At 71.3% G+C, this 24,607-nt stretch carries 20 protein-coding genes; 14 read left to right on the top strand and 6 right to left on the bottom strand.

All coding sequences use genetic code 11. The features are described from left to right. Window positions 1-168: 168 nt before the first annotated feature. Complete coding sequence (locus tag HD596_RS37630; RefSeq protein ID WP_185074239.1) at window positions 169-3,066, top strand: choice-of-anchor L domain-containing protein; 2,898 nt, start codon at window positions 169-171, stop codon at window positions 3,064-3,066. Between the two features lie 253 nt (window positions 3,067-3,319). Here HD596_RS37630 and HD596_RS37625 read toward each other — a convergent pair whose 3' ends face one another. Continuing rightward, complete coding sequence (locus HD596_RS37625; protein WP_185074238.1) at window positions 3,320-4,306, bottom strand: polyprenyl synthetase family protein; 987 nt, start codon at window positions 4,304-4,306, stop codon at window positions 3,320-3,322. 141 nt (window positions 4,307-4,447) lie between these two features. On the opposite strand from HD596_RS37625, the gene HD596_RS37620 reads away from it, so the two are divergent. From HD596_RS37620 to HD596_RS37605, 4 genes are all read left to right on the top strand, one after another. Next, on the top strand, window positions 4,448-4,603 hold the full coding sequence (locus HD596_RS37620) for a hypothetical protein (RefSeq protein ID WP_185074237.1): 156 nt from the start codon (window positions 4,448-4,450) through the stop codon (window positions 4,601-4,603). Window positions 4,604-4,897: 294 nt separating this feature from the next. After that, window positions 4,898-5,659 (top strand): phosphotransferase, encoded by a 762-nt coding sequence (locus HD596_RS37615; protein ID WP_185074236.1) that lies wholly within the window; start codon window positions 4,898-4,900, stop codon window positions 5,657-5,659. Window positions 5,660-5,852: 193 nt separating this feature from the next. Next, entirely contained in the window at window positions 5,853-6,962 is a 1,110-nt protein-coding gene (locus HD596_RS37610) for a HesA/MoeB/ThiF family protein (RefSeq protein WP_185074235.1), read from the top strand. 48 nt (window positions 6,963-7,010) lie between these two features. Then, window positions 7,011-7,748 (top strand): NAD-dependent epimerase/dehydratase family protein, encoded by a 738-nt coding sequence (locus HD596_RS37605; RefSeq protein WP_185074234.1) that lies wholly within the window; start codon window positions 7,011-7,013, stop codon window positions 7,746-7,748. Between the two features lie 6 nt (window positions 7,749-7,754). Here HD596_RS37605 and HD596_RS65100 read toward each other — a convergent pair whose 3' ends face one another. Further along, a complete protein-coding gene (locus tag HD596_RS65100) occupies window positions 7,755-9,506 on the bottom strand; it encodes an ATP-binding cassette domain-containing protein (protein ID WP_185074233.1) in 1,752 nt (583 codons plus the stop codon). After that, complete coding sequence (locus tag HD596_RS37595) at window positions 9,503-11,317, bottom strand: ABC transporter ATP-binding protein (RefSeq protein WP_185074232.1); 1,815 nt, start codon at window positions 11,315-11,317, stop codon at window positions 9,503-9,505. The genes HD596_RS65100 and HD596_RS37595 overlap by 4 nt, the downstream gene beginning before the upstream one ends. 301 nt (window positions 11,318-11,618) lie before the next feature. On the opposite strand from HD596_RS37595, the gene HD596_RS37590 reads away from it, so the two are divergent. From HD596_RS37590 to HD596_RS37550, 9 genes are all read left to right on the top strand, one after another. After that, window positions 11,619-13,340 carry a condensation domain-containing protein gene (locus HD596_RS37590; protein WP_185074231.1) on the top strand — a complete coding sequence of 574 codons (1,722 nt, stop codon included), beginning with the start codon at window positions 11,619-11,621 and terminating at the stop codon, window positions 13,338-13,340. Further along, the gene (locus HD596_RS37585) at window positions 13,337-14,800 is read left to right on the top strand and encodes an AMP-binding protein (protein ID WP_185074230.1); all 1,464 of its coding nucleotides are present in this window, start codon (window positions 13,337-13,339) and stop codon (window positions 14,798-14,800) included. Before HD596_RS37590 ends, HD596_RS37585 begins: the two co-directional genes overlap by 4 nt. After that, on the top strand, window positions 14,790-15,809 hold the full coding sequence (locus tag HD596_RS37580) for a MupA/Atu3671 family FMN-dependent luciferase-like monooxygenase (RefSeq protein WP_185074229.1): 1,020 nt from the start codon (window positions 14,790-14,792) through the stop codon (window positions 15,807-15,809). The genes HD596_RS37585 and HD596_RS37580 overlap by 11 nt, the downstream gene beginning before the upstream one ends. Further along, complete coding sequence (locus HD596_RS37575) at window positions 15,809-16,777, top strand: phosphotransferase family protein (RefSeq protein WP_185074228.1); 969 nt, start codon at window positions 15,809-15,811, stop codon at window positions 16,775-16,777. The genes HD596_RS37580 and HD596_RS37575 overlap by 1 nt, the downstream gene beginning before the upstream one ends. 22 nt (window positions 16,778-16,799) lie before the next feature. Further along, window positions 16,800-17,990: a radical SAM protein gene (locus tag HD596_RS37570; RefSeq protein ID WP_221519685.1), complete on the top strand. Its 1,191-nt coding sequence runs from the start codon at window positions 16,800-16,802 to the stop codon at window positions 17,988-17,990. 5 nt (window positions 17,991-17,995) lie between these two features. Beyond that, the gene (locus tag HD596_RS37565) at window positions 17,996-18,253 is read left to right on the top strand and encodes an acyl carrier protein (protein WP_185074227.1); all 258 of its coding nucleotides are present in this window, start codon (window positions 17,996-17,998) and stop codon (window positions 18,251-18,253) included. Beyond that, the gene (locus HD596_RS37560) at window positions 18,250-19,305 is read left to right on the top strand and encodes a hypothetical protein (RefSeq protein WP_185074226.1); all 1,056 of its coding nucleotides are present in this window, start codon (window positions 18,250-18,252) and stop codon (window positions 19,303-19,305) included. Before HD596_RS37565 ends, HD596_RS37560 begins: the two co-directional genes overlap by 4 nt. Before the next feature lie 117 nt (window positions 19,306-19,422). Next, window positions 19,423-20,364 (top strand): CPBP family intramembrane glutamic endopeptidase, encoded by a 942-nt coding sequence (locus HD596_RS37555; RefSeq protein WP_185074225.1) that lies wholly within the window; start codon window positions 19,423-19,425, stop codon window positions 20,362-20,364. Window positions 20,365-20,402: 38 nt separating this feature from the next. Continuing rightward, window positions 20,403-22,067, top strand: a complete 1,665-nt coding sequence (locus tag HD596_RS37550) for a flavin-containing monooxygenase (RefSeq protein ID WP_313045862.1) — start codon at window positions 20,403-20,405, stop codon at window positions 22,065-22,067. A gap of 14 nt (window positions 22,068-22,081) precedes the next feature. On the opposite strand, the gene HD596_RS37545 is transcribed toward HD596_RS37550, so the two are convergent. The 3 genes from HD596_RS37545 to HD596_RS37535 are packed head-to-tail and all read right to left on the bottom strand — an operon-like array spanning window position 22,082 to window position 24,607. Further along, window positions 22,082-22,993 (bottom strand): LysR family transcriptional regulator, encoded by a 912-nt coding sequence (locus tag HD596_RS37545; RefSeq protein WP_185074224.1) that lies wholly within the window; start codon window positions 22,991-22,993, stop codon window positions 22,082-22,084. A gap of 50 nt (window positions 22,994-23,043) precedes the next feature. After that, window positions 23,044-23,427, bottom strand: coding sequence for a Zn-ribbon domain-containing OB-fold protein (locus tag HD596_RS37540; protein ID WP_185074223.1), 384 nt, complete (start codon window positions 23,425-23,427; stop codon window positions 23,044-23,046). A gap of 10 nt (window positions 23,428-23,437) precedes the next feature. Continuing rightward, the gene (locus HD596_RS37535; RefSeq protein ID WP_185074222.1) at window positions 23,438-24,607 is read right to left on the bottom strand and encodes a thiolase family protein; all 1,170 of its coding nucleotides are present in this window, start codon (window positions 24,605-24,607) and stop codon (window positions 23,438-23,440) included.

Genomic DNA, 24,607 nt, shown 5'->3' with positions numbered 1-24,607 from the left:
GAGCCTCCGTCATGTTCCGTCAATATCCATTTTTCGGACTTGACCGCGTACGTGTTGATGTATACGTTTTCTCCGCTTTGATCTTGGTGTCGCTGGTCCCGGCCCGCCGTGACACGAACGCCCGGAGCGAAGTCCGTTCTCACGGCCCGACCCAGCCTGGAGCAGCCGATGCGCCGCAGGTTCTTATTGGTCATGCTCGCCGTGGCGATGGCAGGGACCGGATTGACCGCCCCCGCCCCCGCCCTCGCCGATCCCGTCACCCCCGCCCCGTCCTCCCCCGCCCCGTCCACCGCCGCCCCGTCCACCGCCGCCCCGTCCACCGCCGCGCCCTCCTCGGAGCGCCACACGATCTCCGTCGGCAGGCCCGCCGACCGCAAGGCCGCCCGCGAGCGCGCCGCCGAGGCACGCAAGGCCCGGCGGACCCGCTCCGCCGACGTCACCACGCTGGACGTCGACGCGGGCAGCGTGACCCCGGTGGGCACCGGCGCCGACGGCGCCAGGGCGCTGGCCGGCGCGCTGGTCGGCGACAGCAGCCTGGTCACGGCCTCCTACGTCACCACCCCGCCCGCCACCGGCACCAACGGCCTGGGCACCGGCATCGGCGGCCTGTCCGGCACCGGCGCCCTGCTGACCACGGGCGACGCCACCCTCGCGCCGCAGGCCAACCAGTTCAACTCCGACGGGCGCGACTCGGGCGGCGGCAAGGTCCGCGGCGACAGCGCCTACGACGTCACCGTGCTCCGGGTCGACCTGGACGTCCCGGCCTGGGCCAAGTGCATGACCTTCGAGGTCAAGTACTTCAGCGAGGAGTTCCCCGAGTTCGTCAGGTCCGCCTACAACGACGGCTTCGTCGCCGAGCTGGACCGCAGCACCTGGACCACCGACGAGTCGACCATCCTGGCGCCGGACAACTTCGCCTTCGACCCCTCCGGCAACGTCATCTCCACCAACACGAGCGGCCTGCTGGCGATGACCGCCTCGGCCTCGGCCGGGACGACGTACGACGGGGCCACGCCGCTGATGAAGGCCTCCACCCCCATCACCGGCGGGTCGCACAAGCTGTACCTGTCGATCTTCGACCAGCACGACGCGGTCTACGACTCGGCCGCGCTGGTGCGCAGGCTCACCTACACCCAGGACGAGCCGGCCGAGTGCGGCACCGGCGCCAAGCCCGTCACCAAGCCGGTGATCTTCGTGCCGGGCATCATGGGGTCCAAACTGAGGGACGCGAGCACCGAGTACTGGCCCGGCACCCTGGCCAAACTGCTCAGCATCAGCGACTCGCACCTCGACAACATCATGCTGAACGACGACGGAGAGACCGACGCCAAGGGCAACGACGTCTACGCCCCCGAGGTCATCATGAAGATCCTCGGCATCAAGTCCATCTACGCGGGCACCGTCACCCACCTGCAGAACGCCGGGTACGTGCTGGGCGACATCGAGAACCCGCAGCCGGGCGAGAACCTCTTCCTCAACCCCGTGGACTGGCGCAAGTCCTCGGACCACAACGCGGACCAGCTGCTGGACCGGATCGAGTCGGTACGGCAGGCCACCGGCGCCGACCGGGTCAACATCATCGCCCACTCCCAGGGCGGGCTGGTGACGCTGGCCGCCACGCGCATGCAGCGCTCCGTCGGCAAGATCAACCGGATCTCCACCATCGCGACGCCGTACCTGGGCGCCGCCAAGGCGCTGGGCGTCATGCACTACAAGACGCCCTGCGTGATCGACCTGACCGCCGGCCGCTGCCTGCTCAACAGGAACCAGGCCGCGAAGATCACCAAGAACTTCCCCGGCTTCCTGGAGCTGCTGCCTTCCGACAACTACCACACCGTGGTCGAGCCGCCGGTCAACCGCGTACCGGGCGGCCCGCTCACCCCCGACCAGGTGCGCAACATGCTCAGCGACAAGAACCTGGCGCTGATCGACAAGGCCCGCGCCTGGCACCGGGCGGCCGACGCCTGGAACCCCGCCGACTCCAGGGTCGGCCTGACCCGCCTGGTGGGCACCGGCGTGACCACCCCGGTGAGCTTCGACGAGTTCCCCGAGGCGCACTGCAACGAGAAGAAGGGCTGGTGGGACGGCTGCGTCAACGGCACCGGCGTCATGATCAACTGGAGTGACCTCGGTGACGGCACCGTGCCGCTCGGCTCGGCCCGGCTCACCGCGGGGCTGCGCGGCAACTCCGTGACCGAGCCCGCCTACTCCGGCATCGGCCACGTCGAGCTGCCCAACGAGTCGCAGGTCGTCTACGACGCCGTCAACGCCGTCCAGGGCGAGGGACCCACCACGGCCGCCCTCGCGGCACAGCGGGACGACACCGTCCAGGCGGCCGCCGCCGGCGGGCTCACGGGCACCGAGGTGGAGATCAGAGGCCCGGTCAACCTGCTGCTCACCGACGCGGGCGGGCTGCGCACCGGGTTCACCGACCCGTCGACCGAGGTCGAGCTGGAGGACATCCCCGGCAGCACCTACGCCGCGGGCGTCGGCCCGTACAAGCGCATCTCGGCCTTCCTCCGCCAGGGCAGGGCCGCGGCCACGATCACCTCGACGGACTTCGGCTACGTCTACCTCCGGCTGCGCACGTACGAGAACGGCGTCATCACCTCGACCATCCCGTACGAGCCCATCCTCATCGGGCCGAACGACCACATCACCTTCAACGGCGGCGGCGTCACGGTCCCCGCGACCCGCGTCTCCGTCACGCCGTGCGACGCGGGCTGCCCGGCCCAGAACCCGCTGCCCACGGTGACCGGTTCGGCGGCGGACGACGAGACCCCGCCCGACACCGACGTCGCGCTCGGGTACGACGAGTACGACGGCAGGAAGCGGGTGCACATCGACGCCTCCGCGACGGACGCCGGCGGGTCGGGGGTGGGGCGGATCGAGTGGGCCATCGTGTCCAGCGATCCGGACGACACCCCGCAGTACTCCACGTACGGCCTGCCGTTCTACTGGATGAAGCCCACCGGTTCCACCGGAACCTGGACGCTCCACCTGCGGAGCATCGACAAGGCGGGCAACATCGACGGCTCTTACGTGAAGATCCCGCTCAACCTCTGACCGGCACCCCACGGGGACGCTGACCCGGCCCGCGGCGACGGCCCCGGGTCAGCGTCCGCACACCCGACCCGCCGACAACCCCGGGTCGGCGTCCGCAAAGCCGGGACCCGCCGAGCGTCCCGGGTCGGTGGCCGCGCAGCCCACCCGCCGAGGGTCCCAGGCCAGCATCCGCGCAGCCGGCCCGCCGAGGGTGCCGGGTCGGCGGCCGTGCGCCCGGCCTGGCGAGCGTTCCGGGTCGGCGTTCGGGATCCTGTCAGGCCGCGCGGGAGGACACCAGCTCGCACAGTGCCTCCAGGACCTGCTTGGCCGGGCAGTCGCGGAGGCGCCCCGCGGCCGAGCGCGCCTCGGCCGCGTACCTGGCCGCCTCCGACCCGGCGGCGGCCAGGCCGGCCGACGAGCGCAGCAGCTCCAGCGCCTCGGCGTGCAGCTCGGCGTCCTGGAGCGGGCCGGCGGCCAGGAGCTCGCCGAGCCGCCCGCCCTCGCGCAGCGCCAGCAGGGCGGGCAGGGTCAGCACGCCGGCGCGCAGGTCGGTCCCCGCCGCCTTGCCCGCCCTGTCCGCTCCGGAGACGATGTCGATCATGTCGTCGGACAGCTGGAAGGCCACGCCCAGCGCTTCGCCGTACTCCCCCAGCGCCGCGACCGTGCCGGCGTCGGCGCCCGCGCAGAGGCCGCCCAGCCGTACGGACAGCGCGATCAGGGAGGCGGACTTGTCGCGCACCACCTCCAGGTGGTGTGCGACGGGATCCTGACCGGGACGCGGGCCCGCCACCTCCCTGACCTGCCCCATCACCAGCCGTTCGAAGGCCTCCGCCTGGGCGCGGCGCGCCTGCTCGTCCAGGCCCAGGCTGAGCGTGGCGGCGCGGGCGACCAGGTGGTCGCCGGCCAGAATCGCGATCTTGTTGTTCCAGCGGGTGTGCGCGCTGGGCACCCCGTGGCGCAGCGGCGCCTCGTCCATCACGTCGTCGTGGTACAGCGAGGCGGCGTGGACGAGCTCGACGACCGCCGCGGCGTCCAGCACCGAGTCGCGCTCCGGGTCGCCGAACTGGGCGCCCAGCAGCACCAGGAGCGGGCGCCACCGCTTGCCGCCCGCGCCCAGGAGGTAACCGGCCGTCTGGCTCACCAGCGGGTCGGGCGACTCCGAGGCTGCCACGAGCAGCCTGGCCTCCACTTCGGCCATACTCTTGCGCAGATGTTCCGCCAGGTCAGGGTCGGTTAACTTCAGCTGCTCGATAGCCGACATATCCGCCTTCTCCGTGATATTTCATGATCCGGCAGACTCTAACCCCGAGATCCACACCACGGGGAGACGCCCTGCCCACCGGCCGAGGGCGGCGGGGGTCGGTGAGGACGGCTACAGGTTCCCGAACAACGAGAACACGAAGTGGCCGAGGGAGCCGAGCAGCAGGTACACCGCACCGAGGGCCGCGCCCGCCGCGACGGCGAAGATCCGCGTGTCACGGGGCCGCCCCGCCGTGACGGCTCCCCTACGGCGATGCCGGCGGCGAAGCCGACCGTGCCGGACCGGCGGCTGCGCTGATCAGGGGTGGACGTCATGGCGCCGATGATCGCATGCCATCGCGCCCTTCTCGGGATCATGGACAGACGCGGGCGAGAAAATTATGGTGGAGCTCGCTGGCCGGCACATGACTGACCCGGGGACCGGTGATATGCGGAGCCACCGCGAACGTACTTTGCGGCAGGTCTGGCCGGCTCACCTCCACCCTGGTGACGATGCTTGAAGTCCCGCTCACCTGCCGGCCCGTCCAGGTGCTCCCGTCTGTGGGCCCGCGCCCGAACGCACTCGCCGTCGAGATCGCGACCCGGGACGACCATGGCCGCTGACCGGCTCATGGGCGGCAACGACCAGGCCGTGGTGCGGATCGGCGCCACGGTGCGGCGGCCGGTGCGGGCGTGGTCGGCGTCGGTCCACGAGCTCCTGCGGCACCTGGAGCGCACGGGGTTCGGCGGCGCCCCGCGCGTCCTGGGCGTGGACGCGGAGGGCCGGGAGATCCTCACCTACCTGGCGGGCGAGAACGCCGGCGAGCCGCCGTGGCCGGCATGGGCGTGGAGCGAGGACGCGCTGGTCCAGGTGGCCCACTGGCTGCGCGACTACCACGAGGCCGTGGCCGGCTACGTGCCCTCCGCCACGGCGTGCTGGCGGCTCGGCGGGTCCTGGACCCCGGGAACGATCATCGCGCACAACGACGCGGGGCCGTTCAACGCCGCCTGGCACGAGGGCAGGCTGACCGGCTTCTTCGACTGGGACTTCGCCGGGCCGGTCACACCGGCTTCGGACGTGGCGTGGGTGGCCATCGCCTGGGTGCCGCTGTACGCCCGGCACGCGGCGACGGCCGACGGCTTCGGCGACCACGCCGCCCGGCCGGAGCGCCTGCGCCTGTTCCTCGAGGAGTACGGCTGGCGCGGCGGCCCCGAGGAGATCGTCCGCGAGGCGCAGGCCCGCCTGCGCGTGCGGGCCCGCCAGATACGCAGATATGGCCGCGGTCCCGACCGGCTTTACGTCCAGCTGTACGAACGCGGCGTCGCCGACGACCTCGACCAGGCGATTCAGGAGTTGGCCGAATTTCCCTTGTAAAAAATTCCGTCATGGAGAGAATGCAGTGAAGGAATCCGTTCGGACGGAAGGTGGGGCCATGAGAAGACGTCCTGTCATGGTGAAGCTCGAAGAGACGAGCATGCGCGTCGGCGCGGTCACCGCTTCGAATTCCGCGGGCAACTGACAGCGTGCGGGTGAGGTGTTTTCACCTCACCCGCTCTCGGAGGAACACGTGACGGATTGGCGCCCTCGCCTGCGGGAAAGCGTGATCGTCCAGACCGAGGGCGACGAGCTGCTCTTCCTTTGCACGGCGGACAGAACGGTGAAGAGATTCGCCGCCGACGCTTTTGTGAAACGGGTGATAACACTTCTGGACGGCACTCGCACATATGCTGAGATCGAGCGGTCCGTCGGCGACTCGCAGCCGCTCGGCGAGGTGCTGCAAATCCTCACGGAAGAGAAGCTGCTGAGCCGGGTCGGCCATCTCGAGGGGTCGTTCGCGCGGCTCGGCGACGACCGTGCCCAATTCTACGACCGCCAATTGCGGTTGCTCCAGGATTTCTGCGACCAGGGCCTCACCGACCTTTCCAGCGGCGTGCAGCTGCAGGAGCGCGTCGACCGCTCGACCGCGGTGGTGTGCGGGGTCGGCGGGATCGGCGGCTGGGCCGCGCTCTCCCTGGCGAGCGCGGGTGTCGGCACCATCCGCCTGTGCGACTTCGACCGGGTCGAGCCGTCGAACCTGACCCGGCAGACCCTGTTCTGCGTCGCCGACGTGGGGGCGCCCAAGGTCGAGGTGGCCGCGGCCAGGCTGCGGGCCGCCAATCCGTTCGTCGCGGTCGAGACCTTCGACCGGCGCGTCACCTGCGCCGCCGACCTCGCCGACCTGGTGGACGGCGCGGACATCGTGATCGACGCGATCGACCTGCCCACGCCCAACGACACGGCCACGTGGGTCAGCGAGGCCTGCTGGCCGGACGTGCCGCACATCCTGGGCACCGGGTACGCGTACCACATCGGGGTGCTCGGCACGACGGTCCTGCCCGGGGAGAGCGCCTGCTGGACCTGCGTGCGCGCCGAGACCTTCGCCGACCACGGGCGCGGCCCGATGGAGTCGCTGGTCGGCAAGAGGCAGAAGGCGGGCGCCATCGGGGCGCTGTGCGGGCTGGTCGGCACGATCCTGGCCTGGGAGGCGATCCGGGTCCTGGCGGGGCTGCCCCCGGCGCTGAGCGGACGGTGGAGCGAGGTGGACTTCTGGCCGCTGGAGATCCGCTCCCGGCCCATCCCGAGGCGGCCCGACTGCCCGACCTGCGGAGAACGACGCGACGGAGCTCTCCGGAAATAACGCCGGGAAACCTCCCCGAATGCCTGTCTGCATACGAGAATAGATTTCATGGAGGTCGTCGGTGACGGAATGATTGCCCGGGCTTTCGTCAATTCAGGGCTGCGGATGGACGTGATGGTGTTCGCCGCCGGGGTGTCGCGGTCGACCACCACCGAAGCGACGGAGTTTCGCCGGGAAGCCGATCTGCTCCATGAGGCGATAGGCCGCGCCAGAGCCGGGCGGCGCCGGCTCCTCTACTTCTCCACCGCGTCGGCGCATCTTTACGGGAACGGCGACGGGTCGCCCCGTTCGGAAGAGGACCCGGTTCGCCCCACCACCGCGTACGGGCGCCACAAGGTGGCGATGGAGGAAATGATAAGGACCTCCGGGGTGGACCATCTCATCCTCCGGGTGACGGAGGTCGTCGGGCCGCACCAGCGGCGGCACCAGCTGCTGCCCGCACTGGTCTCCCAGGTCAGCGACGGTGTGGTGACCGTCTACCGGGGCGCGCGCCGCGATCTCATCGACGTCGCGGACCTGGTGACCATCGCCGCGGAACTCCTTTGCGGCGACCTCCGTCACGCGACGGTCAATATCGCCTCGGGCCATCCGGTGACCGCCGAGGAAATCGTCTCCTATCTGCTGGCAATGTCCGGCCGGGCCGCCACCAAGGTCTATGTGGACATCCCGGCCAACGACTACAACGTGTCGACGAAGAGAATGACACAGCACGCGCCCTCGACCGGCCGGATGGGTTTCTCACCCACCTACTACCGAAACGTCATAGACCGCTATTACCGGTTCTGAGGGAATTCAGGCGTGCGCGGCCGCGTGAATGCCGTAGAGGTCCGCGTACATGCCGTTCCGGGTGAGCAGTTCGTCATGCCTGCCGGACTCCACCAGTTTTCCGGCGGCCATCACGAGAATGAGGTCGGCGTCGGCCACGGTGGAGAAACGGTGGGAGACGATGACGCTGATCGCTCCGTTCAAGGCCGCGAGTTCGCGGGAACGCCGCGCGTAGCGGCTGAAGATGGCGTGCTCGCTCGGAGCGTCCAGGGAGGCGGTGGGCTCGTCCAGGACGAACAGCAGGGGTCGCGGCCGGGCGCCGGAGCGGGCGAGCGCCACCTTCTGCCACTGGCCCTCCGACAGCTCGATCCCGCCGAAGCGGCGGCCGAGCTCGGTGGCGGGACCGTCGGGCAGGCGGGAGACCAGCGCTTCGGCGTCGGCGTCGCGCACCGTGGAGTTCAGGTCGCCCCGGGCGCCCATCATGACGGAGTCCTGGAAGGTGGTGCAGTAGCGGCCGAAGTCCTGGAAGGCGGCGCTCATCGAGGCCCGCCATGCGGCGGTGTCCAGGGCCGACAGCTCCACGTCGTCGACGAGGATGCTGCCCGAGTCGGGGGCGTACATCTTCGCCAGGAGCTTGACCAGCGTGGTCTTGCCGGAACCGTACTCGCCGACCACCGCGACCACCGCTCCGGCGGGCAGGTGCACGGACAGGTCCTCCAGGACGGGCCTGGTGGTCCCCGGGTAGGTGAAGGAGACGTTCCGCAGCTCGATCCCGCGCCGCAGCCGGGCGGGCGGGGCCGCGTCGGCGGTGTCGCGGTGCGTCCGGGCGTACTCCATGAGCCACAGGTAGGGCCGCAGCAGCCGGCGGTACCCGCCGACCTGCATCGATCGGTGCAGCGCGTGCTCGACCACGTTGCGGAACTGGACGCCCATGGACACGGCCAGGATGATGTCCCCGGGGTGGCCCGCTGCGGTCACCAGGAAGATCGCCAGGGTGAACCCGGCGCCGAAGACCAGCCAGCCCGCCGACGACCAGCCGGCGGCGATCAGGGCGGCGCGGGCGCGTGAGCGCGTCACCCGTTCCCAGGCTTCGGCCTGCAGCTTGAGCGCCTGCGCCGCGGCGCCGTAGACGCGCAGCTCCTTCAGGGCGGCCGGGTTCACGCAGATGTCGTCGTACAGGTCCCGGTGGAGGCGCAGGTCCTCGGCCGAGGCCAGGTCCTCTTCGGCGATCTTCTTGCGGCCGTGCCGTTCCATGGCCAGCTGTACGGCCGCGCACGGCAGCAGCGCGAGCAGCCAGGGGTTCACGCCGCCGAGCACCGCGAGCGCCACCAGCAGTCCGATCGTGGCGGCGACGGCCTGAAGGACCGCCCACGCCCAGTCCACCACCGCGCCGGACTGGCCGCGCAACGTGGTGACCCGGTCCAGGAACTCGGGGTCCTCCAGGTGCCGCACCTGCGGCAGCTCCGCGCAGGCGCGCAGGATCCGGGGTTCGACCTCGGTGAGGCTGATCCGCTCCACCAGGTGGATGGTCCGCAGGTAGGCGATGTGCTCGACGCCGAGGTTGAGGGTGAGCACCAGCGCGGCGCCCAGCGCCGCCACCCCTATCGCGGTGGCGGTGCCCGCCTGGGTGGCCTCCACCAGCGCGCGCAGCGTGAGCCCCACCGCCGCGAACATGACCGTCGAGGCCACGTGCCAGCCGATCAGGAAGGCGGTCGACCCGGGATAGCGCTGCCAGCACAGCACGATCAGCTCGCGCCACAGGCGCGCGTACTCCCTCACGCGAGGTCTCCTTCGTCCAGCCGGTCGTCGTATCCCTGGCTGAAGCGCCGGGCTTGAAGCGCGTACATGGTGGCGTACTGCCCGCCCCCGGCCATGAGCTCCTCGTGCGTCCCGGACTCGGTGATCCGGCCGCCGTCGAGCAGCACGATCCGGTCCGCCTGCCGTACCGTCGAGAGGCGGTGCGAGATCAGCACCACGCTGATCCCCTCGGTGATGTCCGGCAGCCGCTGGAACAGGTCGTGCTCGGTGCGGACGTCCAGGTGGGCCGTGGGCTCGTCCAGCACCAGGATCCTGGCGCCCCGGCGGGTGGCGTAGAGGGCGCGGGCGAGCGCGACCTGCTGCCACTGCCCGCCCGACAGGTCCACCCCTGCGGTACGGCTGCGCGACAGCGGCGTGTCGTACCCGCCGGGCAGCCGGCTCACCACGGGGGCCAGCCCGGCGTCCCGGACGACGCCGGTGAGCAGGTCGGGGTCGGCGGCTCCGAGGGCGATGTTGTCGCGCAGGGAGAGGGGGTATTTCAGGAAGTCCTGGAACACCACGCTCAGCCGGGACTGCCAGTCGGGGAGGTCGGCGATGTCCGTCCCGTCGGCGAGGATCCTGCCCGAGTCGGGCCGGTACAGCCCGGCCAGGAGCTTGGTCAGCGTCGACTTGCCCGCGCCGTTGAGCCCGACCAGCGCCAGCGACTCCCCCGGCCTGATCTCCAGGTCGACGCCGTTGAGCACCTGCCGGCCCGGGTAGCTGAAGCGCACGTCCTCGAAGCGCACCAGCGGCGGCGGGGCCGCGGGGGTCCCGGCGTGCGCGCCCAGCGGGCTCAGCGCGAGGGTCCCGGCGTGCGCGCGCAGCGGGATCGGCGCGGGGTTGATCCGCTCCAGCTCAGCGGCGGCCCGCCTGACCGGCCGGGCCCCTTCCAGGGAGATCACGTCGTCGGTCCTGATGGCCACGCTGAACACCGACCAGGCCGCGGTGACCACGGCCACCTCCAGCGCGACGGTGCCCTGGCCGGCCGCCGTGCCGAGGGCGACCCAGGTGAAGGCCACGGTGCATCCGGCCAGCGGGAGGAGCAGCGCCAGCCACAGCCCGCGCAGCACCCGCCGGTCGTCCTCCCACACGGGGTCCACGTGGGTGCGCATGTCACGCGTGTAGTGCCCGAGCAGCCATTCGCTCGCTCCGAAGACGCGCAGTTCCCGGCCCGCCGCCGGCGTGGTGGCGACCTCGCCCCAGTACTTCCACCGCCGGTGGTACAGGACACCCTCCACCCAGATCCGGAAATGCCGGACCCACTGGCGGCCGTGCACCGTGCGGAAGCACACCGCCGGGATGACCGTCGCCGGCACCAGCCACCACGACCACCAGGCCAGCACCACCGAGGACGACGCCAGCGCGACGGCGTGCCCCACCAGCTCCAGCTGGCTCACGGCGCCGTCGCCCGAGGTCCTGTCGACCCAGTCCCGCGGCTCCGCCGTGGTCGTCTTCACCCGGTCCTGGACGTCCTGCCGCTCGGCCACGTCCACGGTCGGCACGCCCATCACCAGGGCGGCGATCCGCGTGCGGTGCGCGCCGTCGATGCGGTCGGCCGCCAGCCGTCCCACGGGGAACCGGAACGCCAGTGCCAGCTGCCCGGCCAGCACCACGCCGCTCATGAGCAGCACCGGCGCCAGCGCGGATCGGCCGTCCGCCGCCACCAGCTCCTGGACGGCGACCGCGATGCCCGCGGGCACCACCGCGTCGATGAGGACCATCGCGGTCAACGCGATGGTCACCGCCGGGCCCGCGTAGCGGAAGAGCCTCAGCAGGTCCAGCCTTTCTCGCATGGGCATCCCTCAGGCAAGGCCGACGAAAACTTTCCATTCCCTCGCGAAATCTTGCGCAGCGTATGTCCGGTTCTGCGGATCGGTCAATGGAGCTTTCTCCTGCGGCAGGCGCCCGCTCAACGCCGAGATCCGCGCATAACACGGCTCTTGACGATCAGAAAGTGCTCACATACGCTCCCGCTAGCTTATCGGGGGCGGTCCGAAAACTTTCGGCAGCTTGGGCTCTGCGATGGGCTGAATGCAGGTGAGTAAGGTCCTTCGGTCTGCGCGAAGCACGTGTCTGCGAGGGTGATCTGCATCGATGCCGAACGTCTCCACCGCGCTCGCTCACGAGCTCACGCTGACGGAGTGCGAACCGATCGTCGTTCCCTTCCAGGGCGATCGCGCCGGTGACGGGCCCCTGACCCTCGGCCAGCTCAACATCCTCCGCTGGCTGGACGCCTTCCCCGACTCGCACGGCTGGATGCGGTGGGCGCTGGAGCTGCCCGAGGGCGCCGATCTGGACGACGTCACCGAGACCTTCGCCGTTCTGCTGGCCCGCCATGAAGGGCTGCGCTCCACCTACGTGTCCGGCCCTCCCCCGGCCCAGCGGGTCGCCGCGGCAGGCGAGCTGGTCATCCACCGCTTCGAGGCCGGCACACGGCCGGTCGAGGCGGCGGAGCTCGGGCACCTCCTGGACACGCGCCCGCCGTACAGTGCCAAGACGCATCCGCTGCGCGTCGCCCTGGCCACGCGCGGCGGCAAGGTCCTCGCCGGCGTCATGGACCTCTCCCACCTGACCGCGGACTTCCTCGGCCTGGCCGTCTTCGGCCGCGAGTTCGCGCACCTGGTGCGGCACCCCGCGGACCGCGAGGTCGGGCAGGCCCGCCATCAGCCGCTGGACCAGGCCCGGGCCGAGCGGCGTGCGCCGCTGGCACGCCGTACGGCGAGCGCTCTGACGCTGTGGGAGAGCGTGCTGAACCGGGCGCCGCACCACCTCTACACGGCCGCCTCCACGGGCGCGCCGCGCGACTCGGTCGCCGCCGAGCTGTGCTCGCCGGCCGCGGCGGCGGCCCTGGCCACGATAGAGGCGCGCACCGGATCCGGCCGCCCGGCGATCGTCCTGGCCGCGATCTGCATCGTGCTCTCCCAGCGCACCGGCCAGAGCGCCGGTGACTTCCTGACGCTCTCCAGCAACCGGTACGACAGCCGGTCGGCGGACTACCTCGGGACCCTCGTGCAGTCGGCCCCCATGCGCGTCGACCTGGCGGACATGAGTTTCGACAGCTGTGTCCACCAGGCCTGGCTGGCGACCGTGAAGGCGGGCAGGCACGGGATCTACGACGTCGAGAAACGCTCGCGCCTCGCCGCACAGGCCGAGCATCGGCGAGGTGTCCGCTTCTGCTTCGAGCCCTTGTTCAACAATCTCGTGGTGGGCCGGATCGACTCCCCACCGCAGGAAGCCCAGGCCGGGACCGCTCTGACCTGGACACCGATGGTGGAGACCGACGTCATGCTCAGGTTCGACCTGTTCGCCGCGGAGGAGACGCTCCGCCTGCGGCTGTGGACCGGTCACCTGGACCGGGTCCCCAGGGACGAGCTCGAACGGATCCTGCTGGCGATCGAGAACCTCCTCCTGTCGGCGGCGTCGGAGGATCTGAGCCGCCCGCGGATGGACGAGGTCACCGGGCTGGACCCGCTCCCACGGGACGGCGACTGGCTGCTGGTCGACTCGTGCTGGATCCAGGTCGGCGACGTGCAGCGGCTGCTGGACGAGGTGCTCGCGCCACTGCCCGCCCGGGTCTTCCCCGAGGTCCGGGGCGAGCCGCTGGTGGCCTTCCTCGCCCGGGGCCCGCGGGTCCGATCCGCCGAGGAGGCGCACACGCTCTGCATGGAGGGCCTGCGCCACCGGCCCACCGCAATGACGCCCCGCCGCTACGTGCTCTGCGATCACGCCCCGGACGACGTGACCGACCTGGACGCCTGGCTGAGCCGGCCCGTGGTGGCGGAGGGCTCGGGCCGTACGACGGGACACCCGGCATGACCGGCGTCGCCGCCCGGTGGATGCGCCACGTACAGGCCCACCCCGGAGACGTCGCGATCCACGGCAGGAACCGGGTCGCCACCTACCACGACCTCGCCACCCGGGCATCGGGACACCTGGCGGAACTCGATGCCGTCCCGGGCGGCGATCCCGTGCTCATCGTGTGCGCCGATCCGGTGGAGACCGTCGCCGCGATGCTCGCGGCCATGGCCTGCGGCCGCGTGTTCGCCCCGGTGGACGTACGGACGCCGCCCGCGCGGCTGGCCATGGCCATCGACGACCTGCGGCCGGGAGCCGTCGTCGTCGACCGGGCCGGAGCGCCGGTCCTGGCCGCAACCGGCAGGGAGGGGTTCCGGACCCTGGACGCCCGGGACGTACAGGACCACGCGGTGGATCCGGCACGATGGCACCGCGGCGAGCCGGACGGCCCCGGCTACGTCTATTTCACCTCGGGAACCACGGGCCGGCCGAAGGGGGTCATAGGCAGCCTCCCGGCGATCACGCACTTCGTCACCTGGGAGATCGACCTCTTGGGCGCGGGCAGGGGGACGCGCGTCTCCTCGCTCACCTCCGCCGGGTTCGACGCCTTCCTGCGCGACGCCTTCGTCCCGCTGTGCTCGGGCGGGACGATGGTCGTGGCCCCGCACAGCGCCCGCAGTGGCCAGGGGCTCGCCCGCTGGCTGGAGGCCAACCGCGTCCAGATCCTCCACTGCGTTCCCACGGTGTTCCGCACTCTCCGGGCGGCGGGCCTGACCCCCGGCTCGCTGCCGGAGCTGCGTACCGTCCTGCTGGCAGGAGAGCCGGTACGCCCCTCCGACGTCCGCTCCTGGCAGGAGCTCTTCGGGACGGAGAAGGAGCTGATCAACCTCTACGGCCCCACCGAGACCACGATGACCAAGCTCTTCCACCGCATCACCGCCGCGGACGCGACCGCGGACTCGGTCCCCGTTGGCCGGCCGCTCCCGGATGTGGCGGTGCGGCTCCTGGAGTCGGGCGAGGTCGAACTGCGCACGCCGTTCCCGCTCCACGGCTACCTCGGGGAACGGCAGGGCGGCTTCGACCCGGCCGATCCGCACCGGTTCCGGACGGGCGACCTCGGGCGGTTCCGGCCGGACGGCTCCCTGGAGCTCCTGGGCAGACGCGACCGGCAGGTCAAGGTGAACGGCGTGCGCGTCGAGCTCGACGACGTGGCGAACGTGCTCATGCGCGCCCCCGGGGTCCACGACGCCCACGTCGTCCTCGCGGGTGAGAAGCTCTGCGCGTACGTGGTCGCCGAGGACGGCCACCACGAGCAGCAGGTGCTGAGCCATCTGCGCGAGCAGCTCCCGCCCGGCGTCATTCCCGCCGTGTTCGTCTGGCTCGACGAGCTGCCACGGACCTTGAGCGGGAAGGTCGACCGCCCCCGGCTGCCCCAGCCTCCGGACAAGCCCCGCGGAAGAGAAAGAGCCGATGCGTTTTAGCCTGTTCTACTTCGCCGACGACAGCACGCAGCCTTCCGCCGACCGATACGAGCTGCTCCTGGAGGGGGCACGCTACGCGGACGCGCACGGATTCACGGCCGTGTGGACGCCGGAGCGCCACTTCCACGCCTTCGGCGGGCTCTATCCGAACTCCGCGGTGACCGGCGCGGCCGTCGCCGCGGTCACCGAACGCGTGGCCGTGCGCGCCGGCAGCGTGGTCGCCCCGCTGCATCACCCGATCCGCATCGCCGAGGACTGGGCCGTGGTCGACAACCTGTCCGGCGGGCGGGTGGGCGTGTCCTTCGCCTCCGGGTGGCACGCGGTGGACTTCGCCTTCAACCCCGGCGGGTACGCCGACAGGACCCGCCTCACCGTCGAGACGCTGGAACAGGTCCGCCGGCTGTGGCGGGGGGAGGAGGTGAGCGTCGTCACCGGGGTGGGCGAGGAGCAAGCGGTCCGCATCTTCCCGCCGCCCGTCCAGCCGGAGCTCCCGGTCTGGCTGACGAGCTCCGGCAGCGTCGAGACGTTCCGTACGGCGGGCGCTCTCGGCGTCGGCGTCCTGACCAACCTGCTCAGCCAGAGCGTGGACGAGCTGGCACTCAAGATCAAGGAATACCGTGCGGGGCTCGCCGGCCGGCCCGGCGACGTCGTGGTGATGCTGCACACCCACCTCGGGCCGGTGACCGACGCGGTGCGGGAGGCGCTGACGGCGTACGTCCGCAGCTCGGTCGGCCTGCACCTCGGTTCGAGCGCGGGTTCGGCGCGCGACGTCGACCCCGCCGCGCTGGGGCGCAAGGGCGTCGAGTTCATGACGCGCAGAGCCGTCAAACGGTTCTTCGACGAGGCGGGCCTGCTGGGCGAGCTGGACGTCGCGGCGGAACGCGTCCGCCGGCTGGCGGCGATCGGCGTGGACGAGATCGCCTGCCTCATCGACTTCGGCCTGGAGACGTCCGCGGTCCTCGGGAGCCTGGACCAGCTGGGCAAGCTGCTGGACAGCGGTGATCAGTGATGGACGCGCACACCAAGAGGCGCCTGCCCGAGGCCGAGGTCAACGGGCTCGTCCACCGCGCGCTCGGGCGCCGCGCCGTCGCCGCGCGGGAGCTGGGCGCGGGCACGTTCGCCGCGCTGTGGCGCGTCCGGCTGGACGACGGCTGCGAGGTGGTCCTCAAGCTGAGCCCTCCCGCCGACGCCGCGCTCCTCGCCTACGAGCGGGACATCATCCGGACGGAGGCGCTGTTCTACCCCCTCGCCGAGGGGACCGGCGTGCCGCAGCCCCGGTTGCTCCACGCCTGCCTCGACGGCCCCGTACCGCACCTGATCATGACCGCGGTCGAGGGAATCCCCTGGTCGGAGGCGGCCGAACGGCTGGCCGAGGAGGAGTCCCGGCAGCTGCGCGCCACGCTCGGGCAGTACGTCGCCGCCCTGCATCGCATCAAGGGGACCGAGTTCGGCTACCCGCACCTGCCCGGGATGAGGGCCGCCACCTGGAAGGAGGCCTTCCTGGCCATGGTCGACGGCCTCCTCGCCGACGCCGTCCGGTTCGACGCCGACCTGCCCTGGCCGGCCGGCGAGATCGCGCGTGCCGTACGGGCCGGCGCCGGCGCGCTCGACGAGGTCACCGAGCCCGCCCTGGTCCACTTCGATCTGTGGCCCGGCAACATCCTGCTGGACCTCGACCGCCGGCCGCCGCGCATCGCGGCGCTGATCGACCACGAACGCGCGTTCTGGGGGGATCCGCTGGCCGACTTCGTCTCCCTCGACGTGTACGGCAGAGCCGAGCACGACCCGGACCTGCTGCGGGGCTACCGGCAGGCCGGCGGGCGCCTGGAGCTCACCGGGGGCGCGCTCACCCGGCTCGCCCTCTACCGGACCTACCTCTACCTGATCATGATCATCGAGGAGAAGCCCCGGGGATTCGATGACGCCGACCGCCATGACCGCATCGTGAAAGGGCTCCTCGAACAGCTGATCCGCTGAACCGCGCAGGGAGATGAGCAAGGTGGAAAGAAAGCTGACGGAGAATCGATCCAGCAGGACACTGACCCCGACCGAGTTCGCCGACGTCCGGCGCAAGCTCACGGTGCGGTCGCGGACCAAGAGAGGGGTCGGAGCCGATCCCGGCTACGCCACCGACCTGCCCGGCGAGCTCAGCCTGCAGCTCACCTACTCCTGCAACCTGCGCTGCGACCACTGTTTCCAGTGGAACGACCAGGGTTTCCTGCGCGACTACAGCAGGGACCGGGTCACCTCCGAGCTGGACATCGAGGTGCTCGAACGGCTGCTCCGCGAGACGGACGAGACCAGGCCCAAGACCTGGCTGTGGGGCGGCGAGCCGCTGATGTACCGCCGCCTGCCCGAACTGGTCGAGCTCCTGCTCCGCTACCCGCGCAAGGTCAACATCTGCACGAACGGCCTGCTCATCGAGCGCAACCTGGAGCACCTGCTCAAGCTCGGCAGCAACCTCAACCTGACGGTCAGCCTCGACGGGCTCGAAGCCGACCACGAGGCGCTGCGCGGGCCGAGGTCGTTCTCCAGGACGGAACGCAACCTCAAGACCCTGCTCGACCTGCGCAGGCGCGGGGAGTATCAGGGCGAGGTCACCGTCAACTCCATGGTCAGCAACGCGACGGTAGGCCGCCTGTACGAGTTCATGGAGTGGGCCGAGGAGCTCGAGCTCCACTCGGTCTTCTTCCAGCTGCCCTGGTGGATCACTCCCGAGGCCGCCGCGCGCATGGACGAGGTGTACGCGCGCGACTTCGCCTGGCTCAACCCGCCGCCCCCGCCCGGCCAGGCCACCTGGCACTCCTACACCTACCACCTCGAACCGGAGAACATCCCCGTCCTGCGGGAGTCGATGAGGAGGCTCGCCGGACGCGTGTGGCGGCCCTGGATCCGCTACACGCCCGAGGTGACGCTCGACGACGTCACCGACTTCGCCCTCGGCCGCAGCCGGCTGGTCGCGGGCAAGTCCACCTGCCTGGCGGTCTCCAGCCGGTTGGAGGTGCACGCCGACGGCAAGGTCAGCTCGTGCAAGTTCTTCCCCGAGTTCATCGTCGGGGACATCAGGGACGGGACGCTGGCGGAGGTCTGGCACAGCCCCGCCTTCCGCCGGGTGCGCACCACTCTGCGCGCGACGGGCCTGATGCCCGTCTGCTCCAAGTGCTCATCGCTCTACGAGAACGGAGTGTGAACGAGATGGACGACCTCCTGCCGCAGATCAAGTCGATGCTGGCCGAGGCCCTGGGCGACGGCCGGGCCGCGGAGGAGCTCGGCGACGACGCGGACATCATCCGCGAGCTGGGCATGGACTCCATCCAGTTGATCAACTTCCTGTTCATGGTCGAGGAGAGGTTCGACGTGGAGCTCGACTTCGACCGGCTGGACATCGAGGGGCTGTACTCCATCCGCGCCTTCTGCGGTTTCGTCCTGTCGCACGTCAACGCCCTGGCATGATCGCGATCCTGACCGGCGGCCCGGGGCTGGGCGCCCACGTCACCGGCCTGCTGCTCAGGCGACGGCTCAAGGAGCTCGGGGCGGCCGGCGAGGTCTTCCTGGCGGAGGCGTTCTGGCAGCCCGAACGGCGCGACAGGATCTCCGCCAGCAAGGAGGCGTACCAGCGCGACTTCCGTCTCGCCCGGGTCGGCCAGCGCCTTTTCCGCAACCTGTCGGACGCCTTCGACCCGATGCTGATCGAAGCGGTGAAGAAGCGCTGGCATGACGACGAGGTCCGCCGTTTCGTCGTCTTCAGCGGCCTCTGGCTGCCCGTCGTGGAGCGTTACGCGGAGGAGTTCGGCGCGGTGCCCGTCGACGTGTGCCACGCCGACTCGGCCAACTCGCCGTCCTTCGCCCGCCGGGCCGGGTCGCTGGACAGGCATCGGGAGGTGTGGCTGTTCGACTCCGCCGGCAACGACATCCCCTGGACGATCAGGGCCACCACCGAGCCGCCGCTGCGCTGGGAGGATCGCGACAGGCGCGTCCTGGCGCACGGCGGCGGCTGGTCGATGGGCACGTACCTGGAGCGGGCCGCGGAGCTGAGCGCCGCGGAGCTGCCGCTCGACCTCGTGGTACGCGACGCCGGCGAGGCCCCCGACCTGGCTCCCGGCTCGCGCCGCTTCATGATGGACCCCTCCTGGAACCCCTGGCACGACGACGGCTTCCCGCCCTTCGGCGAGATCGTCGCCGCCGCGCCCCCCGTGTACGAGCAGGCCGAGGACCACCACCAGGCACTCGACCTGACCAGGCACGCCGTGGCGGTCATGGCCAAGCTGGGCGGAGGCACGATCCTCGACGCGTTCACCGCGGCGACGCCGATCATCGGCCTGGAGGGGTACGGCGAGCACGAGGATCGCAACGTGCGGTTCTGCGTTGACATGGGGATCGGCATCACGTTCGAGACGTGGCGGGACACCGGCTTCTCGCTGGAACCGCTCGCGCGGATGCACCGGCGCCTGCTCGACCTGCGGGACCGGCCCCGCGATTACGCCCGGGAGCTGGCCACCACGTAGATCACCTGTGGTACCCCTGGCTGTACCTTCATTGGGCCGCAGGCGGGAACGACCGGAAGGGGTCGCGGCTGGTGTGCTGATCGCTGTCAATCAAGCACTCCGCCAAGGAGCAACGAAATGGCAGTCGACAGCCGGCCGGGGGCCGAGCAGCATCCGGGCCGGAGCGGACTTCGAGGCCTCATCGGCCGCCGCCCGCTGATCAGCTTCTTCGTCCTGGCCAACCTGATGAGCTGGCTCGCCTGGACGCCCTACATCCTCTCGGCGAACGGCCTGGGGGTCTGGGACTTCAGCTTCCCCTCCCTCCTCGGGACCACGCAGTTCGCCGGCGTCCTGCCCGGCGCCTATCTCGGCCCCATCTTCGGCGCGTTCATCGTGACCGCGGCCGCGGACGGCAGGCAAGGGGTCCGCCGGTGGATCGGGCGGATGACCAAGTGGCGGGTCAACTGGGTCTGGTACGCCGTGGCCGCCCTCGGCGTACCGGCCGCCATCACCGTCGCCGCCGTCGCGGTGTCCGACGAGGACCTCCACCTGCCGCCGGTCGCCGTACTGGCGGCCTACGTGCCGGGGCTGCTGATCCAGATGGTCACCACCGGTCTGGCGGAAGAGCCCGGCTGGCGTGACTTCGCCCTCCCCCGCCTGCAGCGCGCGTTCGGCCCGCTGGGCGGCACCCTCGTCCTCGGCCCGCTGTGGGGCGTCTGGCACCTGCCGCTGTTCCTGAGCGAGTGGGGCGGGTGGCCGAACGTCACCTGGCTGAGAGTCGGCGAGTTCATCGCCTTCGCCTGCGTCTTCAGCGTGGTCGTCACCTGGGTGTTCAACCGGACCGGCCAGAGCCTGCCCCTGGTCATGCTGCTGCACGTCAGCGTCAACAACTTCATGTCACTCGCCTACTCGGACATGTTCCCGTCGATCGCCACCGCCGAGCAGGCGAGCCGAGTGACCCTGCTCGCGGGCACCACGGCGGCGATCGTGGTCCTCGTCGCGACCCGCGGCCGCCTCGGCTACCGCCCGGCGGGGACAGAACGTGGACCTGGTGGCGTTGGGGTGCTTGAGTCAGAGTGATGCGGATCACTCCATGGCCCCCGGTGAGGTGACCACCCATGCCCCTTGACGACGCGACCACCCGGTTCCTCGAGCAGATGAGCGAGGCAGGCGGAGACGCGCTGGAGCCTGCGACGAGGTACGACGCCGTCGTCGTGGGCGCGGGCTTCGCCGGCATGTACATGCTGCACCGGCTGCGCGGCCTGGGCCTGACCGTCCGCGTCTTCGAGACCGGCGACGGCGTCGGCGGCACCTGGTACTGGAACCGCTATCCGGGCGCCCGCTGCGACGTCGAGAGCATGCAGTACTCCTACTCCTTCGACGAGGAGCTCCAGCAGGAGTGGGAGTGGAGCGAGCGCTACCCGTCCCAGCCGGAGATCCTGCTGTACGCCAACCACGTCGCCGACCGCTTCGACCTGCGCCGCGACATCCGGTTCGAGACCCGGGTGACCCGCGCCGCCTACGACGAGAGCGCGAACCTGTGGCGCGTGGAGACCGACCGCGGCGACCACGTGTCGGCGACGTACCTCATCACCGCCGTGGGCTGCCTGTCGGCGGCCCGGATACCCGACTTCCCCGGCGCCGGCTCCTTCCGGGGGCCCAGCCACCACACCGGGCGGTGGCCGCACGAGGGCGTGGACTTCACCGGGCGGCGGGTCGCCGTCATCGGCACCGGCTCCTCCGGCATCCAGGCCATCCCGGTGATCGCCGAGCGGGCGGAGCACGTGACGGTGTTCCAGCGCACCGCCAACTACAGCCTGCCCGCCTGGAACCGGCCCATGGACCCGGAGTACGCGCAGTGGGTGAAGGCCAACTACGCCGAGCTCCGCGCCGGCATGCGCACCTCCCCCGCCGGCGTCATGGGCACCTCCAACACCGCCTCGGCGCTGGAGGCGACGGAGGAGGAGCGGCTGCGGGAGTTCGAGGCCCGCTGGGCCAAGGGCGGCGTGAGCTTCCTCGGCGCCTACGGCGACACCGCGATCGATCCGGCGGCCAACGAGATCAGCGCCGAGTTCGTCCGCGGGAAGATCCGCGAGATCGTCACGGATCCGCGGGTGGCCGAGCTGCTGGCGCCCAAGGACCATCCCATCGGCACCAAGCGGATCTGCATCGACACCGGCTATTACGCCACCTACAACCGGCCCAACGTGACCCTGGTCGACGTGCGTACCGCGCCGATCGAGGAGATCACCCCGACCGGCGTGCGCACCGCCGACGCCGAGTACGCCGCCGACATGATCGTGTACGCCACCGGCTACGACGCCATGACCGGCCCGCTGCTCGGCATCGACATCACCGGCAAGGGCGGCCTGTCGCTGCGGCGCAAGTGGGCGGCCGGGCCGCGCACGTACCTGGGGCTGATGACGGCGGGCTTCCCCAACCTGTTCACCATCACCGGGCCCGGCAGCCCGTCGGTGCTCAGCAACATGATGGTCTCCATCGAGCAGCACGTCGAGTGGATCGCCGACTGCGTGGAGCGGCTGCGGGCCGGCGGCATCGCCACCATCGACGCCGACCCGGCGGCCGAGGACGCCTGGGTGGAGCACGTCAACGAGGTCGCCGGCCACACGCTCTACCCGCGGGCCGACTCCTGGTATCTGGGCGCCAACATCCCGGGCAAGCCCCGGGTGTTCATGCCGTACGTCGGGGGCGTCGGCGCGTACCGGCAGAAATGCGACCAGGTCGCGGCGGACGGCTATGCGGGGTTCGTGCTCTCCGCCTGACCGCCGCAACGCTCTCAGAGGATGACGAGGGGGTCGCCGTGACGCGTGCGCAGCGCGTCGAGGACCTTCGCGATCGGGCCGCCGCGCGCCGCCGCGCTGGCGGACCAGACGACGCCGAGCCGGAAGTGGAGATCCGGGTCGTGCAGCGGCACGAGGACGAGGCCCGCCTCGCCGAAGATGCGGCCCGAGATGGTGCTGAGCGTGGTCAGCGACAGGGCTCTGGAATGCGTGACGTGCGCGGCGACCTGGACCGCGTCGTTGTGCGGCAGCTCGCGGATCCGGGTGACGCCGCCCGCGCGCAGGTGGTCGCGCAGCCCGTTCATCACCAGCGGATGCACCTTGTGGGAGGTGAGCAGCATCTGCCGGTCGGCGAGGTCGGCGAGGGTGAGCCGGGGACGGCCGGCGAGGGGGTCGTCGGCGCGCATGGCGACCGCGAAGCGGTACTCCGCGAGCGCGAGGCTGCCGAGGCCGCCGGCGTCCACGGGCAGGTGGACGACGGCGATGTCGAGCTTGCGCGCCGCCAGCAGGCCGAGCAGCCCCGCGGACGGCTCCAGGGTCAGCGGGAGCTCGGTCCCCGGGCTGACCTCCGCGAACGTCTCCAGGACCAGGTCCAGGACCTGCGTGGGGGCGAGCGGCGTGGCCCCGATGCGCACGACCGCCGGCGGCGGGGCGGCCCCGGCGGCCAGCTCGGCCAGCGCGTCGAAGCGGGCCAGGACGTCGCGGGCGGGATCGAGGAACGTCCGCCCGAAGGAGGTCAGCTCGACCTGGTGGTAGCGCCGGTCGAACAGGTCGTGGCCGAGCTCCTTCTCCAGCTCGCGGATGCGCCGGCTGAGCGGGGAGGACGTCACGTGCAGCCGCTCGGCGGCGCGGCCGAAGTGGAGCTCTTCTGCCACGACCATGAAGTAGCGGAGCTGCTGGATGTCCACCCGGCCAGGGTATCGGCCCCCCTGGGCCCACGAAGCTCACGCTGCCGGGCTCACGGTGCCGGGTGGAACACGGGGACCGCCTCACCCCCCTCGGGACGCTCGAAGGCGACGCGTACGCGCATGCCGCCGTACACGTCCTCGGGCGCGACCCCGACGATCTGGGCCTGGATCCACGGCTCCTCGTCCAGCTCGACGATCCCGACCACGAACGGCGGCCCGCCCTTGGCGTGCACCACGGACCAGCTCACCACCAGGCCCGTGCCGGCCGCGGCCGTCCAGGACAGCTCGGGCGAGCCGCACTGCGGGCACGTGCGCGCCTGCGGCGCGGAGTGGGCGCCGCAGGCGCCGCAGCGGCGGATCAGCAGTTCGCCGCGGGCGGTGCCGTCGAAGAACTCGGCGGTGGCCGCGTCGCGGTGGACGATTCCCACAGGCATCGGCGTGCTCCTATCGGGCGTGCGGGCTGAGGATCAGGGTGGAGTGGTGGTCGAGGATGCCGCCGTTTCCGCTGACCAGCACCATGTCGTTGCGCGGGGCCTGGCGGTCGCCGCCCTGGCCGCGGGCCTGGATGACGGCTTCGGACAGGGGGGTCATGCCCCACATGTAGTAGGAGGAGAGCTGGCCGCCGCCGGTGTTCACGGCCAGGCTCCCCTCCGGTCCGAGCACGCCGCCGGCCACGAAGGGCCCGCCCTCGCCCTTGGGGCAGAAGCCGTAGTCCTCCAGCGAGATGAGCGCGGTGTAGGTGTAGCAGTCGTACAGCTCGGCCACGTCGATGTCGGCGATCGTGATCCCGGCCATCTTCAGCGCCGTGGGGCCCGACAGGGCCGCGCCGCTGACCAGGCCGAACTCGCTGTCCCTGCCCATGACGTAGCCCGGGTGCGCCTGGCCCCAGCCGCGGATGTGGACGGCGGGCTGGGCGAGGCCGGCGGCCCGGCCGGCGGAGGTGACCAGGACCGCGACGCCGCCGTTGCTGACCAGGCAGCAGTCGAGCAGGTGGAACGGCTCGGCGATCCACCTGGAGCTCTGGTGGTCCTCGACGGTGATCGGGTCGCGCAGCTGGGCCAGCGGGTTCCTGGCCGCCCAGGCGCGCTGGGCGACGGCGATGTGGCCGAGTTGCTCGCTCGTGGTGCCGTACTTCTGCATGTGCCTGCGGGCGGCCAGCGCGTACATGGTGTTGGCGCTGTAGATGCCCGAGGCCGCGGTCAGGCCCTGCCAGCCGGTCGGCCGCCGGCCCGCGGCGGCGTAGGCGGCGCCGCCGCCGGCCGACTTGTCCTTCAGCGGGGCGTCGGCGAAGACGCAGGCCACGATGTCGGCCATGCCGGACATCACGGCCATGGCGGCGTACTGGACCATGGCCCCGGCCGACGAGCCGTACGCCTGCACCTCCGACAGCAGCCGCAAGTGCCGCAGCCCGAGGTCGCGCTGGAGGCCCAGGCCGACGTCGCCGGTGAGGCCGGTGTTGGTCAGCAGGCCGTCCACCTCGTGCGGGTCGATCCCGGCGTCGGCGGCGGCGAGCCGGACGGCCTCGGCGGCGAACTCGGGGGCGGTCCTGCCGTAGACCTTGCCCATCTCGGTGATGCCCAGACCGGCGATGACAGGTGCCCTGTTGATCGACAT

This window comes from Nonomuraea jabiensis (genome assembly GCF_014204795.1).
Lineage (GTDB): Bacteria > Actinomycetota > Actinomycetes > Streptosporangiales > Streptosporangiaceae > Nonomuraea > Nonomuraea jabiensis.
This window is presented reverse-complemented; position numbering and strand designations above follow the sequence as displayed.